The sequence below is a fragment of the Streptomyces sp. NPDC048275 genome (genome assembly GCF_040652275.1).
Lineage (GTDB): Bacteria > Actinomycetota > Actinomycetes > Streptomycetales > Streptomycetaceae > Streptomyces.
In genome coordinates, this window is sequence record NZ_JBEZLR010000116.1 from 1 (window position 1) to 13,524 (window position 13,524).

At 71.0% G+C, this 13,524-nt stretch carries 11 protein-coding genes and 2 pseudogenes; 6 read left to right on the forward strand and 7 right to left on the reverse strand.

What is annotated here, in order from left to right:
• Positions 1–107 precede the first annotated feature (107 nt).
• The 6 genes and pseudogenes from AB0D57_RS40680 to AB0D57_RS40705 all read right to left on the reverse strand — a co-directional run bounded on the left by AB0D57_RS40680 (position 108) and on the right by AB0D57_RS40705 (position 7,669).
• Positions 108–1,223, reverse strand: a complete 1,116-nt coding sequence (locus AB0D57_RS40680; protein WP_362085793.1) for an ADP-ribosylglycohydrolase family protein — start codon at positions 1,221–1,223, stop codon at positions 108–110.
• A 120-nt stretch (positions 1,224–1,343) separates the two neighbouring features.
• On the reverse strand, positions 1,344–1,643 hold the full coding sequence (locus AB0D57_RS40685) for a tetratricopeptide repeat protein (RefSeq protein WP_362085796.1): 300 nt from the start codon (positions 1,641–1,643) through the stop codon (positions 1,344–1,346).
• Positions 1,644–1,848: 205 nt separating this feature from the next.
• A pseudogene (locus tag AB0D57_RS40690) lies at positions 1,849–1,941 on the reverse strand (helix-turn-helix domain-containing protein); the annotation flags it as partial.
• A 242-nt stretch (positions 1,942–2,183) separates the two neighbouring features.
• Positions 2,184–4,262: a LamG domain-containing protein gene (locus tag AB0D57_RS40695; RefSeq protein WP_362085799.1), complete on the reverse strand. Its 2,079-nt coding sequence runs from the start codon at positions 4,260–4,262 to the stop codon at positions 2,184–2,186.
• A gap of 172 nt (positions 4,263–4,434) precedes the next feature.
• Complete coding sequence (locus tag AB0D57_RS40700; protein WP_362085802.1) at positions 4,435–5,010, reverse strand: hypothetical protein; 576 nt, start codon at positions 5,008–5,010, stop codon at positions 4,435–4,437.
• Positions 5,011–5,083: 73 nt separating this feature from the next.
• Positions 5,084–7,669, reverse strand: coding sequence for a bifunctional FO biosynthesis protein CofGH (locus AB0D57_RS40705; protein WP_362085805.1), 2,586 nt, complete (start codon positions 7,667–7,669; stop codon positions 5,084–5,086).
• Between the two features lie 218 nt (positions 7,670–7,887).
• On the opposite strand from AB0D57_RS40705, the gene AB0D57_RS40710 reads away from it, so the two are divergent.
• From AB0D57_RS40710 to AB0D57_RS40735, 6 genes and pseudogenes are all read left to right on the forward strand, one after another.
• The gene (locus AB0D57_RS40710) at positions 7,888–9,420 is read left to right on the forward strand and encodes a CehA/McbA family metallohydrolase (protein ID WP_362085808.1); all 1,533 of its coding nucleotides are present in this window, start codon (positions 7,888–7,890) and stop codon (positions 9,418–9,420) included.
• Between the two features lie 57 nt (positions 9,421–9,477).
• Positions 9,478–9,666, forward strand: a pseudogene (locus tag AB0D57_RS40715) (Scr1 family TA system antitoxin-like transcriptional regulator); the annotation flags it as partial.
• A gap of 9 nt (positions 9,667–9,675) precedes the next feature.
• The gene (locus AB0D57_RS40720; RefSeq protein WP_362085811.1) at positions 9,676–9,918 is read left to right on the forward strand and encodes a DUF397 domain-containing protein; all 243 of its coding nucleotides are present in this window, start codon (positions 9,676–9,678) and stop codon (positions 9,916–9,918) included.
• A 168-nt stretch (positions 9,919–10,086) separates the two neighbouring features.
• A complete protein-coding gene (locus AB0D57_RS40725; protein WP_362085814.1) occupies positions 10,087–11,298 on the forward strand; it encodes an FAD-dependent oxidoreductase in 1,212 nt (403 codons plus the stop codon).
• A 111-nt stretch (positions 11,299–11,409) separates the two neighbouring features.
• Positions 11,410–11,793 carry a DoxX family protein gene (locus tag AB0D57_RS40730; protein ID WP_362085816.1) on the forward strand — a complete coding sequence of 128 codons (384 nt, stop codon included), beginning with the start codon at positions 11,410–11,412 and terminating at the stop codon, positions 11,791–11,793.
• A gap of 77 nt (positions 11,794–11,870) precedes the next feature.
• Positions 11,871–12,767, forward strand: a complete 897-nt coding sequence (locus tag AB0D57_RS40735) for an RNA polymerase sigma-70 factor (RefSeq protein WP_362085819.1) — start codon at positions 11,871–11,873, stop codon at positions 12,765–12,767.
• Positions 12,768–13,037: 270 nt separating this feature from the next.
• On the opposite strand, the gene AB0D57_RS40740 is transcribed toward AB0D57_RS40735, so the two are convergent.
• Positions 13,038–13,517: a hypothetical protein gene (locus AB0D57_RS40740; RefSeq protein ID WP_362085822.1), complete on the reverse strand. Its 480-nt coding sequence runs from the start codon at positions 13,515–13,517 to the stop codon at positions 13,038–13,040.
• Positions 13,518–13,524: the final 7 nt, after the last annotated feature.

Genomic DNA, 13,524 nt, shown 5'->3' on the forward strand with positions numbered 1-13,524 from the left:
GAGTGAGCCGACGCGGTTCTCCGCCGCAGCGCCCCTGGCGGGGGTCCGGGGGCGGAGCCCCCGGGGATGGGACGGGTAGGGGCGGCGGGGGCGAACAATCCCGCCGCTCAAGCCCGCGGATAACGAGCCAACCACCCCGGCGACGACCCACCCGGCCCGTGCAACGCCGGCCCCTGCGTCATCTCCATCGCGAAGTCGTCCGCCAGGACCAGCATCGTGGGACGGCCCTCCAGCTCGGCCAGCCAGGCCGGCGGCAGAGCCGTCTCCCCGTGCAGCGCACCCAGCAGCCCCCCGGTGAGGGCCCCCGCCGCCCCGGAGGGCCCACCGTGGTTCACCGCGAGGCACAGCCCGTGCCGGATGTCCTCACTGACCAGCGCGGAGTACACGGCAACGGCGAGCAGCCCTTCCGCCGTCCCCTCCCCCACGAGTTCCTCGACCCGCGCCGCCGTGGGCATCCCCTGCCGTACAGCGCCCAGCGCGTGCTGGAGCGCGTCCGTGACGGGCTGCTGCCCCGGGCGCGCGGCGAGTACCGCCAGCGCGCGCTGCACGGCCCCGTCGAGGCCCTCGCCGCGGGCCAGCGCGTGCACGATGACGGCGTACGCGCCCGCCGCCAGGTACGCCGTGGAGTGCCCGTGCGTCTGCGCGGCGCACTCGACGGCGAGCTGCATCACGAGTTGCGGCTCCCAGCCGACGAGCAGCCCGAAGGGCGCGGAACGGGCGACGACCTCGGCGCCGAGCTCGCCGGGGTTCTTGGGCGCGTCCAGCGTGCCCATGGTCTCGTCGCCGAAGCCGGTCAGACATGCATGGGCGGGGTCGCGACGGGCGTACAGCCACTCCTCGCGGGCCAGCCAGCCGTCGTCCTTGCGGCGCTCGTCCGGGCCCCAGTCGCTCTGGGTGGCAGCCCAGCGGCGATAGGCCCGGTGGAGGTCGGTCGGCGGATGCCAGGCGCCGGTGTCGCGGCGTACCTGGGCGCGTATCAGCCCGTCGAGGGTGAACAGCGTGAGCTGCGTGAGGTCGGTGACGGCGCCGCGACGGCCGTATCCGAAGGCGAGATCGGCCAGGCCCTCGGCGCCGTACGCCTCCCGGATCTCCCCCAGGGTCAGCCCGTTCAGGGGCGAGCCCAGGGCGTCCCCGACGGCCACGCCCAGCAGCGTTCCGCGCACCCTGCTGCGGAAGTCCTGCTGTTCGACCCGGCCCCAGACGGCACCGGCTGTCGCACCCACCGAGACCTCCCCAGGAATGTCCGTACGTTCGACAGCTCAGCACTGTAACCGAACGGGAACGGTCCGTCGGGGTCCATCGGCGGCCTCGAACGGTATGCGAAATGTGACCCCAGTGGTCACTTATGAACGGCGTTCGCCGGGCATTTCCGGCCCGTCCGGAACCGACGTCGGAGCCTGGCGCGCCGCGTTGATCCGGTCCAGGAGCGGAGCGATACGCACCCGGTCGGGGGCGGGGCTCAGTGCCAGAGCGCGGTCCAGGTCGGCGCGGGCCTCGTCGAAGCGCCCCAGGCCGATCAAGGCCCGGCCGCGGCACACGAGGGTCGGCGCTTCGTCGGGCCGTAGGCCGTTCGCCCGGTCGGCGTCGGCCAGAGCCCTGTCGTGGGCGCCCAGTTGGAGATGGACCTCCGCCCGATCGCCCAACGCCCAGGTGTACTCGGACAGGAGCGCGAGGGCCCGGTCCAGGTCCGCGAGCGCCTCGTCGGGGCGGCCCAGTTCGCTCCGGCAGGCGCCTCTGCTGCGTATGCCGACGCGTACTCGCCGTCGAGTGCGATGGCCCGGTCGTAGTGCGGAGGCTGCGGCGAGCTGCCGAGACGGCGCTGGTCACGTGACTTGCTTCTGGCATTTCCTACGCCGCCGCTCGGGCCGGGCGACAGCCCCGGCAGCGGCCCGGCTCCCGGGCGCGGAACGCCCGGTCGCAGCCGTCGCAGTTCTGGAGGGGGTCGGGGCGAGGGGTCTCCAGCCGCGTGGGGTGGGGTTGGTTCTTTCCCCGGTTCTTTCTTCTTTGGCATCGGGTCCGACCGGGTCGCACCGCCCCACGCTCCGGTGGCACTTCGCCCCTGGGCCGTCTCGCAGCCGGCCCCCGGACCGTCAACGCCCCGGGTCGCGGATACCTACGCCCCGGTCGCCCCCGCCGTGCCCGACGGCGGGGGCGACCGGTCCAATCTCAGCGCACTGCCGGGTTCAGCACAGGCAAGGGTCGGTGCCCCAGCCCAGCCCGCCGATGTCTGCGTCCCGCAGCGCCCCGGCGTACGCCTGCACCTCGTCGACGTCGCCGTGCAGGTACTCGCTCCAGCCCTCGCCCGTGTGGGCCCGGCCCACCTGGAGCGCGCCGGAGGCGTGCCAGCCGTTCGGGAAGGTCGCGGTGGCCGCCGCGTTGGTGTAGCCGTCCAGGTAGAGCTTGATCGTGTCGGTGGCGTCGTCGTAGACGACCGCGAGCCGGTGGCCCTGGCCCTCGCCGCCGTCCGCCGCCTCGATCTGCGCGACCACGATCTCGGACGCGCCCACCTCGTCCTTCTCCGGCATGACCAGCTGCCAGGCATGCTCCGACGGCTGGTAGCGCACCCTGAAGGCGTCCGTGTGCTCACCGGCCTGCGACAGCACGGTCATCGGGTGGGCGGGCTCGGAGTCCGCCAGCCGTACGACGGCGCCGATCGTGAAGCTGTCTGCGGTGTCCACGACCGGCTGCTCCGTGGCCGCGTAGGCCGTCTCACCGTCCAGCTGGAGGTGGCCGTCACCGACGAGGGCGTAGGGCACGTCGGGGCAGTCCGGGTCGAGGTCCGGGATGCAGGAGCCGTCGGGGCCGCGGTGGATCGTCGCGCCCGAGCCGAGCTTCAGCGGCGCGCCGCCGCCCTGTTCGGGGCTGACGCCGTCCGACGCCGTCTCCAGGGACCAGTGGCCGAGCAACCGCGGTTTGCGGTAGCCGAGTTCAGCGGCACCGGCGGGCACCACGACTCGGTCGTAGGCGCGGACGTCTCCGATGTCGCCCTGCCAGGCCGACCCTCCTGGACCCTGGCCGATCCGGAAGGCGTCGGTGGCCCCCGCGGGCGCGGCTTGCGTCTTCGTACCGGTCTCGTGGCCGTTGACGTAGAGCTGCGCCAGGCCCGTCTCGGCGTCGTACAGGCCCAGGACGTGGGCCCACTCTCCGGTCTCCGGGGCGCCGCCCGAGACCTCCTGGCCGCCGACGGTGAACGACCAGACGGGGCCCGCGTCCCGGGCGCGCAGCCCGAGCCTGACGCCTGTGGAGCCGTTCGCGCCCTGGCTCACGACCGCCATGTCGCGATCGGTGCGATCCGGGCGCACCCACGCGCTGACCGCGAAGGTCCCGCCCGTGTCCACGGCCGGCGCGTCGGGGGTCAGGAACGCCTGGTCACTGCCATCGAGGTGGGCCGTGGCGGTGAGGCCGGTGCCGTCCGGCGCCGGTCCCCCGAAGGTCACTCCGGAGCCGGCGCGCGCGTCGGCTCCCGTCTCGGCGGCCGCACTCGTGGCGCCCGCCGCGTCGGCCAGCTTCCACTGGGCGACGGGGGCACGGCCCGACTTCACGTAGAAGAAGTACCCCGACTCTCCGCTGCTGCGTCCTGCCCGGTCGATCGCGCGGACCGTCAGCCTGTCGGGGCCTGAGCGGAGTGGCAGGAAGGGGATGGTCACGGCCCCGCCGGGCCGTTCCGGCTGGACGGTTCCGTAGGGGCCGCCGATGAAGCCGTACGTGTAGGCCACGACGTCGTCGGAGGGCGAGTCCATGGTGAAGTGGCCGTACACGCCCACTCCGTCCACCCACAGCACCTCCTCCGGGTATTCGGGAGAGGCGATCGTCGCCTTCTCCGGGCTCACGTCGTCGTACACGAACTCGCAGACCGAGCCCTCACCCTCAGAGCTCCAAGGGGAGACCGCCTTGCTGTCGTTCGCGCGGACGCGCCACGAGACGACGGTGTTCACCGGGATGTCCCCCGGCATCCTCCACTGCTGCCTCGAACCCGACGACTGCTCGATCGTGGTGTACGTCCGGCGCTGCTCCACCCCGTCGGCGTCCGTCCACCAGGCCTCGAACTCGCCCTTGACCATGTTGGCCTCGACGGGCTGGTTGTCCTCCTCCGGGTCGTACAGCACGGCTGAGAGCGTGGGCGACTGCGAGACGTACGCCTTGTCGTCGCCCGTCGCGCACGGCTTGGTACCCGTCTTCAGATCCTGGACGAGCGGCTGCCTCGGCGGCAGGTTGTCCGCGGCTGACGCCGTGCCGGACCCGCCCGCCACGAGCGCCGCCACACAGCACCCCACCGCCAACCGTCTGCCCCCAACGACCCATCTGTTGCTGGCCAATTGTCCCCTCCCCTGTCATTCCTGAGGCCCGTGGATCACACGAGCCTCAGGAAGCTAACAGGGGCCACTGACACAGCCGAAGCGGTTTTCCGCCAAGAGCGAGGACATCCTCCAGCCGCTACTTGACCACGGAGACCTTCGTCCCCTTGCTGCCGAACTCCCAGACGGCATCCCCGTCGGCGCTGCGCATGCGGATCGCCCCGGTCTGCACGCCCGCCGCGGGCTGGGGCGAGGAGCCGTCCTGGGCGTTGGAGAACGCGATGTTCACTCCGGACACGACGGTGAAGTAGACGATGTTCTCGACCTTCGTACCGTCGGTGCCCGTCGTCGACGGGAGTGTGGAGAAGACCGCGTACGTACCCGGTGCCGGGCTCACCGTGCCCGGCCACACCGCGAAGCTGCGCCGGGTGGTCTCGCCCGTGTCGACCAGCCACACCCGCCGCTGCGCGAGGGAGTAGACGATGCGCCGCCCCGTGCCCGAGCCGTCGGGTACGGCGGCCACCGCCGTCTTCTTGGGTGAGGCGGAGGCGGAGGGCCGCGCGCTCGCCGACGCGGAAGGCTTCGACTTGGCGGAGGCGGTCGGGTGCGCCCCCTGGTCGGCCTGCGCGGCGAGCGCGCCCACCGCCATGATCGCCACCGCGGTCAGACCGGTGACCCAGGCCCAGGAGGGAAGCCGTCGGGCAGGCACGGGCACGCAACTCCTCAGCGTCTGGCCCCTCCACCGGGGGTCGGATCATCGTACTCCGACCCCCCATGCGTACCCTCCGTCACTCCAGGACCGGCAGCAGCTCCGGCAGATGCCCGTCCGACGCCGACGCGACCCGCTGCCGCTCCTCGGACACCGCCCCGTACAGAGTGGTGCGCGGCTTCGCCGGACGCCCCGCCGCCTCCGCGACGGCGATGAGGTCCTTGACGGACTTGTACGAGCCGTAGGACGAGCCCGCCATCCGGGAGATGGTCTCCTCCATCAGGGTCCCGCCGAGGTCGTTGGCGCCGGAGCGCAGCATCTCCGCCGCGCCCTCCGCCCCCAGCTTCACCCAGCTGGTCTGGATGTTGGGGATGTGCGGGTGGAGGAGGAGGCGGGCCATCGCCGTCACCGCGCGGTTGTCGCGGATCGTGGGGCCCGGGCGGGAGATGCCCGCGAGGTACACCGGCGCGTTGGTGTGGATGAACGGGAGTGTCACGAACTCGGTGAAGCCGCCGGTCTGTTGCTGGATACGGGCGAGGGTGCGGAAGTGGCCGAGCCAGTGCCGGGGCTGGTCCACATGGCCGTACATCATCGTCGACGAGGACCGGATGCCCAGCTCGTGCGCCGTCGTGACGACCTCGATCCAGGTCGCCGTGGGCAGCTTGCCCTTGGTGAGGACCCAGCGGACCTCGTCGTCGAGGATCTCGGCCGCCGTGCCGGGGATGGTGTCGAGCCCGGCCTCCTTCGCCGCGGTCAGCCACTCGCGGATGGACATGCCCGTACGGGTCGCGCCGTTGACGACCTCCATCGGGGAGAAGGCATGCACATGCATGCCGGGGACGCGCGCCTTCACCGCCTTCGCGATGTCGAAGTACGCCGTGCCCGGCAGGTCCGGATGGATGCCGCCCTGCATGCAGACCTCCACGGCGCCCACGTCCCAGGCCTGCTGGGCGCGGTCGGCCACCTGGTCCAGCGACAGCGTGTAGGCGTCCGCGTCGGTGCGGCGCTGGGCGAAGGCGCAGAAGCGACAGCCGGTGTAGCAGACGTTGGTGAAGTTGATGTTCCGGGTGACGATGTAGGTGACGTCGTCCCCGACGACGGACTTGCGCACGTCGTCCGCGATCCGGCAGAGGGCGTCGAGGGCCGGGCCGTCCGCGTGCAGGAGAGCCAGCGCCTCGTCGTCGGTCAGCCGGGTCGGGTCGTCGGCGGCCGTCGCCAGCGCGGCCCGTACGTCCGTGTCGATGCGGGACGGCACCATGCCGGGCGCCGCCGCCTCGCGCAGCTCCTCCCAGTCGCCGTAGACGAGGTCGAAGTCGTCCCGGCGGTCGCCGGTGCGCCCGTCGGTGTCGATGGTGTGGTGCAGATCGGTACGGCCGGACGCCGTGAAGGCCTCTTCCGGCTCCTGCCACGGATGCCCCTCGACGACGGCGTCCTGCCGCGCGAGCCCCGTCTCCGGGTCGGCCAGCGCCCGTACGTGCGGCAGCAGCCGCGGGTCCAGCCAGGGCTCACCGCGCCGCACGAACTCGGGGTAGACGCACAGCCGTTCGCGCAGCTCGAAGCCGGCCTCCGCCGACTGCTCCCGCAGGAGGTCGATCTGCGGCCACGGACGCTCGGGGTTGACGTGATCGATGGTGAGCGGCGAGACACCGCCCCAGTCGTCGATGCCCGCGCCGATGAGCCGCCCGTACTCGGAGTCCACCAGGTTCGGCGGCGCCTGGAGACAGGCCGCCGGTCCCATGATGTGCCGGGCCACGGCCACCGTGGCGACCAGCTCGTCCAGCTCCGCGTCGGGCATCCCGCGCATCGCCGTGTCCGGCTTGGCGCGGAAATTCTGGATGATCAGCTCCTGGACGCCGTGGTAGGCGCGGGAGACTTTCCGCAGCGCGAACAGCGAGTCGGCGCGCTCCTCGTACGTCTCCCCGATGCCGATGAGGATCCCGCTGGTGAAAGGAACGGAGGACCGGCCCGCGTCCTCGAGCACCCGCAGCCGTACGGCGGGCTCCTTGTCCGGCGATCCATGGTGCGGCCCGCCCGGCTCGCTCCACAGCCGGGTCGCCGTCGTCTCCAGCATCATGCCCATGCTCGGCGCGACGGGCTTGAGCCGCTGGAAGTCGGTCCACGACATGACCCCGGGGTTGAGGTGCGGGAGCAGCCCCGTCTCCTCCAGGATGCGGATGGAGATGGCCCGTACGTACGCGATCGTGTCGTCGTACCCGTGCGCGTCCAGCCATTCCCGGGCCTCGGGCCAGCGGTCCTCCGGCTTGTCGCCGAGGGTGATGAGGGCTTCCTTGCAGCCGAGTTCGGCGCCGCGCCGGGCGATGTCGAGGACCTCGTCCGGGGACATGAACATCCCGTGCCCCGCCCGGCGCAGCTTGCCCGGCACGGTCACGAAGGTGCAGTAGTGGCATTTGTCCCGGCACAGCCGGGTGAGCGGGATGAACACGCTCTTCGAGTACGTGATGACACCGGACCGGCCCGCCGCCTCGAGCCCCGCGTCACGCACCCGCGCGGCGGACGCGGCAAGGTCGTCGAGGTCCTCGCCGCGCGCCTGCAACAGCACCGCCGCCTCGTTGACGTCGAGCGCGACGCCGTCCCGCGCACGCCTCAGCGCGCGCCGCATGGAGTTCGCTGTCGGCCCGGTTCCGGGAGTCGCGGAAGTCGTCATCCTTCGAGCATACGTTTGCGGTGATCAGGCATTACAGAGCGTCGGCGTAATCCTCGGCGCGGCAGATCGTCACAGGTTGGCTCTGGCACGGCTTGGAAAGCTGCCGCTTCCTTTCCCTTGCGCCCCTGTTCACTCCCGAAGCCCAGAGTGGTACGCCCCTCTTGCGCCACCCCACCCATGTCATGTCACTCACCCCACGACACCTTGGGAGCAACAGCATGTGCGAGGACGACCACGGCATAGGCAGACGCACTCTGTTCGTGACCGGAGCCTCCGCCGCGCTTACGTTGGGAAGCGTGAGCTTCGCGAGCGGCGCCGATGCGGCCGACGGTTCCGGGACCCCGACGAGCGGTGCCGAGACCCGGACGGTGAGCGGCACCCTGCCCACCGGTTCGCCGGACTTCGTGTACCTCCCGGTCGAGGTGCCGCGCGGTGTGCGGGAGATCCGCGTCGCGTACCGCTACGAGAGGCCCACCGTCCCGGCCGGCACCGCGGGCAACGCCCTCGACATCGGCCTCTTCGACGAGCGCGGCACGGAGCTGGGCGGCGAGGGCTTCCGCGGCTGGTCGGGCGGGGCGCGCACGGAGTTCTTCATCCGCGCGGACGACGCGACACCGGGCTACACCCCGGGGGTCATCAAGTCCGGCACCTGGTACATCGCGCTCGGCCCGTACACGGTCGCGCCGCAGGGCCTGTCGTACGAGGTCACCATCACGCTCACGTACGGGGACCAGGACAAGACCCCCGCCCCGAAGTACCCCCCGTCGCGCGCGAAGGGCCGAGGCCGGGCCTGGTACCGCGGCGACTGCCACCTGCACTCCTGGCACTCGGACGGCCGCCGCACCCCCGCGGAGATCGCGGCGCTGGCCCGTGCCGCGGGCCTGGACTTCATCAACACGTCGGAGCACAACACCCACTCCTCCCACCCACATTGGGCGGACCAGGCGGGCGACGACCTCCTGATCATGCTCGGCGAGGAGGTCACGACACGCAACGGCCATGTGCTGGCGCTCGGCACCGACCCCGGCACCTTCGTCGACTGGCGTTACCGAGCCCGCGACAACCGCTTTGCGCGTTTCGCCCGCCAGATCCATCGCGCCGGAGGCCTGGTCGTCCCCGCCCACCCGCACGCCACCTGCATCGGCTGCGGCTGGAAGTTCGGGTTCGGGGAGGCGGACGCGGTCGAGGTGTGGAACGGCCCGTACACCCCGGACGACGAGGTGTCGCTCGCGGAGTGGGACAACACGCTCGTGGCCTCCGTCCGCTCCGGCTCCCGCTCCTGGCTCCCGGCGATGGGCAACAGCGACGCCCACCGCGACCCCGACCCGGTCGGCACCCCGCAGACGGTCGTCCTCGCCGACGACCTGACCCGCGAGGCCATTCAGGAGGGACTGCGCGCGGGCCGCTCGTACGTGGCCGAGTCGAAGCTGGTCTCGGTTTCGTTCACGGCGTCGGGCGCGCGGGGTGAACACGCGGGAATCGGCGGGCGGTTGAAGGTGGACAAGGAGTCTCCGGTCACCGTCCGCCTGGAGGCCACCGGCGCCCCCGGCTGCACGATCCGCTTCGTCACCGACCAGGGGGTGCTGTTCACGAGCGCGCCACTGCCGGTGTCCGGGTCCGGCACGGTGGAGTGGAGTACGACGGCCTCGTACGCGGCATACGTACGGGCGGAACTGAGGCATGAGGCGACGGCGGCACCGCTGCCGGGGGCGCTGGCGGCGTTCACGAACCCCATTTTCCTGGGGAAGTGAGCGGGTGGATCCGTGGCCGCCTGTCCTCCCTCGATGGGCAGACGGCCACGGGTTCCGAGCGTCAGCCTGCACGACACCGTCCCACAACTCGACACCGCACAACTCGACCAGTTCCACGGTCCCGTGCTACTGGACGCCGAAGCACTCTTGGAGAAGTACCGGAACCTTCTCGACGTCGTGGAAGCCACCGCGCTGAGCCCCGAGAAGTCCCGGGACCTGATCCACGCCATCGTCCAAGACCTGTAAGGGAGCCCCATGTCCACGTTTGACTGGCGGAAGTCGTCCTACTGCGCCCAGGGCGAGGCCTGCCTGCACGTTGCCGGCAGCTGGCAGAAGTCATCCCACTGCCAGGAAGGCGACGCCTGCCTCCACGTCGCCACCACCATGGCAAAGACGGTCCACCTCACCGAAAGCGGCGACCCCACCCACTCCATACTCTCGACCACCCCAACCGCCTTCGGCGCCCTCCTGCGCATACTCAAGAACACGCACGGCTGATCGCCGGCCAAGCTGACGACCGCGCCGGTGACGTCCCCGCGGTCGGGCCGGAATCCGTCCAGGCGGCCAGACGGCCAGGACGGACAACAAGAAAGAACGCGCGCGCTGTCACAACGATCGGTCAAGCGGTGTCCTGAGGCCGAACCCCCTCGAAGTGGAGGAGACACCGTGACGGATAACACCGATGTGGTCGTGGTCGGCGGGGGATACGCCGGCGTCATGGCCGCCAATCGCCTGACGCAGCGCGACGACGTGACAGTGACGCTGATCAACCCGCGCCCGAGCTTCGTCGAGCGGATCCGCCTGCACCAACTGGTGGGTGGGTCCCACGACGCGGTCGTCGACTACCGAAAGGTGCTGGCCGAGAGCGTTCGGCTGGTCGTCGACACCGTGACACGGATCGACGCTTCCGAGCGTAGCGTGAGGTTGGCGACCGGCGGCACGGTCGGCTACGACTACCTGATCTACGCGGTGGGCAGTGGCAGCGCCGACCCGCGCGTGCCCGGAGCGGCCGAGTTCGCCTATCCGATGTCCGGCCTGGAGGAGGCGGAGCGGCTGCGACCGGTCGTCGACGCCGCGCCTGTATCGGCCGCGGTGACGGTGGTCGGAGCCGGTCCGACCGGCATCGAGACCGCCGCCGAACTGGCGGAGGAGGGCCGCACCGTGACTCTGGTCTGCGGCGAGGTGCTCGGCCCGTATCTGCATCCGCGGGGTCGACGCTCGGTTGCCGAGCGGCTGGCCGAGCTCGGTGTGACCGTGCTCGAAGGCCCCGACACGAAGGTGACGGCTGTGGCGCGCGATGCCGTGCGGCTCAGTGGCGGCCGTGAGTTACCGAGCGAGGTGACCATCTGGACCGCCGGGTTCGGCGTGCCGGACCTGGCCGCGCGCAGCGGGCTGAGCACCGACGCCCTGGGCCGCCTGCTCACGGACGAGACGTTGACGAGCGTGGACGACGTGCGCATCGTCGCGGCCGGGGATTCGGCGGCACCGTCTGACCTGCCGTTCCGGATGAGCTGCCAGGCCGCGGTTCAGCTGGGCCCGCAGGCCGCCGAGACAGTGCTCAGCCGGCTCGCGGGTGAGCAGCCCGCGCCCGTCGACGCGGGGTTCGTCAGCCAGTGCATCAGTCTGGGACGTCGGGCCGGCATCCTCCAGCTCGCCACCAGGGATGACACCGCCAAGAGGTACTACCTCGGCGGACGCCCGGGCGCGAAGGTCAAGGAGTTCATTTGCCAGGGCACCATCTGGCAGCTGGCGTACGAGGCACGCAATCCCGGTTCGCGCACCTGGTGGATCAAGGATGACAAGCGCCGACAGCTGCTGCAGGCCAAGCGCGGTAAGGCGCCGGCCACCGCCGAACCGGCAGCCCAGGCGCTCCTCTGAGCAACGGAACGTCGGCAACTCGGCATGTCACAACGGTGCGCCGTCCGGTGTCTCACGCCGGACGGCCTCCCAGGACACCGGAATCACCTACACAGAGACAGGAGAGATCCCATGAACCTCACTCTTTGGATCGCCACCGGACTACTGGCCGCGGTCGCCCTGGCCGGCGGCATCAGCAAGACGTTCGTGCCCAAGGAGAGACTGGCCGCGCAGCATGGCGGGGAATGGACCGAAAGCGTCGGCGTCGGCTTCGTCAAGCGCCTGGGGGTCCTCGAGCTCCTGGCTGCGGTCGGCCTGATCCTGCCCGCCGTGCTCGACATCGCACCGGTCATGGTGCCGGTGACTGCCGTCTGCTGGGTTGTGCTCATGGTCGGCGCGATGATCACCCATGGCCGCCTCGGTCAGTTCGCGTTCGTGATGCTGAACTCGGTCTATCTGGCGCTCGCGGCCTTAGTCGCGTGGGGCCGCTTCGGCCTCGAGCCTTTCACCGGCTGACGGAAGGACCTTGCTGTGGATGCACGTTCGAAGGCCTTCGGCAACCAGGGCCGGCCGCGAAGGGGAAAGATCGACATATGACTGACCACGCAACTGACCCGGCGACCGAGACATTCGTCGCCCACCGCAACCTGCTCTTCACCGTCGCCTACGAGATGCTCGGATCGGCGGCCGACGCCGAAGACGTCCTCCAGGAAACCTGGCTGCGGTGGGTCAAGGTCGACCTGGAGCAGGTGCGCGACCAGCGTGCCTACCTGGTCCGGATCACGACCCGGCAGTCGCTCAACCGGCTGCGCACCATGACGCGCCGCAAGGAGGCGTACGTCGGCCCCTGGCTGCCCGAGCCGTTGCTCACCGCGCCGGACGTGGCCGAGCACGTCGAGCTCGCCGAGAGTGTGTCGATGGCGTTAATGCTCGTCCTCGAGACGCTCTCGCCGACGGAGCGCGCCGTCTTCGTGCTGCGCGAGGTCTTCGATGTCGGCTACGACGAGATCGCGGCCGCCGTCGACAAGAGCCCCGCGGCCGTCCGCCAGATCGCGCACCGCGCCCGACGGCACGTCGATGCCCGCCGCCCTCGCCAGGTGGTCTCGCGAGACGAGACCCGGGCGGCTCTGGAGTCGTTCCAGCGCGTACTCGAGACCGGGGACCCACAGGGCCTCCTTGACGTGCTCGCCCCGGAGGTCGTCCTGGTGAGCGACGGCGGCGGCATCAAGCAGGCCGCGCTGCGGCCGATCACCGGCGCCGACAAGGTGGCCCGCTTCATGGTCGGTGGTCTCGGCAAGAACGAACACCCGATCACCGTCGCTCCCACCGTGGTCAACGGCAACCCGGCACTCCTCGTACACCTGGACGGCGAGCTCGACGGCGTACTGGCGGCCCGTGTCGAGGACGCCCGTATCACCGGCCTCTACTACGTCCGCAACCCCGAGAAGCTGTCCCGCGTCGCATCCGAGACCCCGCTCACCCTGGGATGAAGGTGCCCGCGCCCGCTTCGGCCGCTAGGACCTGTCCGGTCGATCACGGTGGAGGAAAGCAACGGCGCCTTTCCGATGCCGGTGAGCGGGGTGTGGTGCGTGCAGCTGCAAGGCGGAGGAGGGCGTCGACGCGATGGGGGTCCCCCCGCTCGAGCGAAGCCGAGAGTGGGGGAGTCGGCAACCGACGACAACGCGGCAGATGTGCGCCCGCCGCGGAGCGGCTGGTGTCACTGCCACCCCGCGTCTCCGCCGTGATCGACCGGACAGGTCCTAGTCACCCTCGTACAACCGCCGATGCCACCACGCGTACGGCCGTCCGCTCCAGTCCGTCCAGTGGGCCGGATCGGGGTCCGGAAGCGTGCGGCGGCGGAACTCGGTGTCGAGAACCGTGAGCACTTCTCTCAATTCGGTTCGTGCTCGCGGAGGGAGCACCCGCACGACATCCCCCAACGCGTCTCTGACGACGGCCACGTCGTCGTACTGACAGCCCGGGCAGGCGGGGCACTGCGAGGCGATCAGCCTCAGTGTCCGGCCTGGTCGGCGCAGGAACGCCCGGTAACTGCGCAGGAATTGCGCGGTGCCACCCGGCTGTAGGTGTTCGCCGGCACCGCTGTGCTCGGCGAAGCGGATCGCGGCGCTGGTCTCCAGCGACAGGCGGTCGATGGGCGGGAAGTCCCTTGCCCAGTCGGGCAGTCGGCGTTCTTCCAGTCTCCGTGCGGCGCGGACCGCGCCGGGCCGTCTACGCGGCATCGGCCTT

What these genes read in the sequence shown, in the direction of transcription:
- AB0D57_RS40705 (WP_362085805.1), bottom strand. Translation starts at nt 7,669, where the DNA reads ATGACGACTTCCGCGACTCCCGGAACCGGGCCGACAGCGAACTCCATG.
- AB0D57_RS40710 (WP_362085808.1), top strand. Translation starts at nt 7,888, where the DNA reads ATGTGCGAGGACGACCACGGCATAGGCAGACGCACTCTGTTCGTGACC.
- AB0D57_RS40720 (WP_362085811.1), top strand. Translation starts at nt 9,676, where the DNA reads ATGTCCACGTTTGACTGGCGGAAGTCGTCCTACTGCGCCCAGGGCGAG.
- AB0D57_RS40730 (WP_362085816.1), top strand. Translation starts at nt 11,410, where the DNA reads ATGAACCTCACTCTTTGGATCGCCACCGGACTACTGGCCGCGGTCGCC.
- AB0D57_RS40735 (WP_362085819.1), top strand. Translation starts at nt 11,871, where the DNA reads ATGACTGACCACGCAACTGACCCGGCGACCGAGACATTCGTCGCCCAC.
- AB0D57_RS40740 (WP_362085822.1), bottom strand. Translation starts at nt 13,517, where the DNA reads ATGCCGCGTAGACGGCCCGGCGCGGTCCGCGCCGCACGGAGACTGGAA.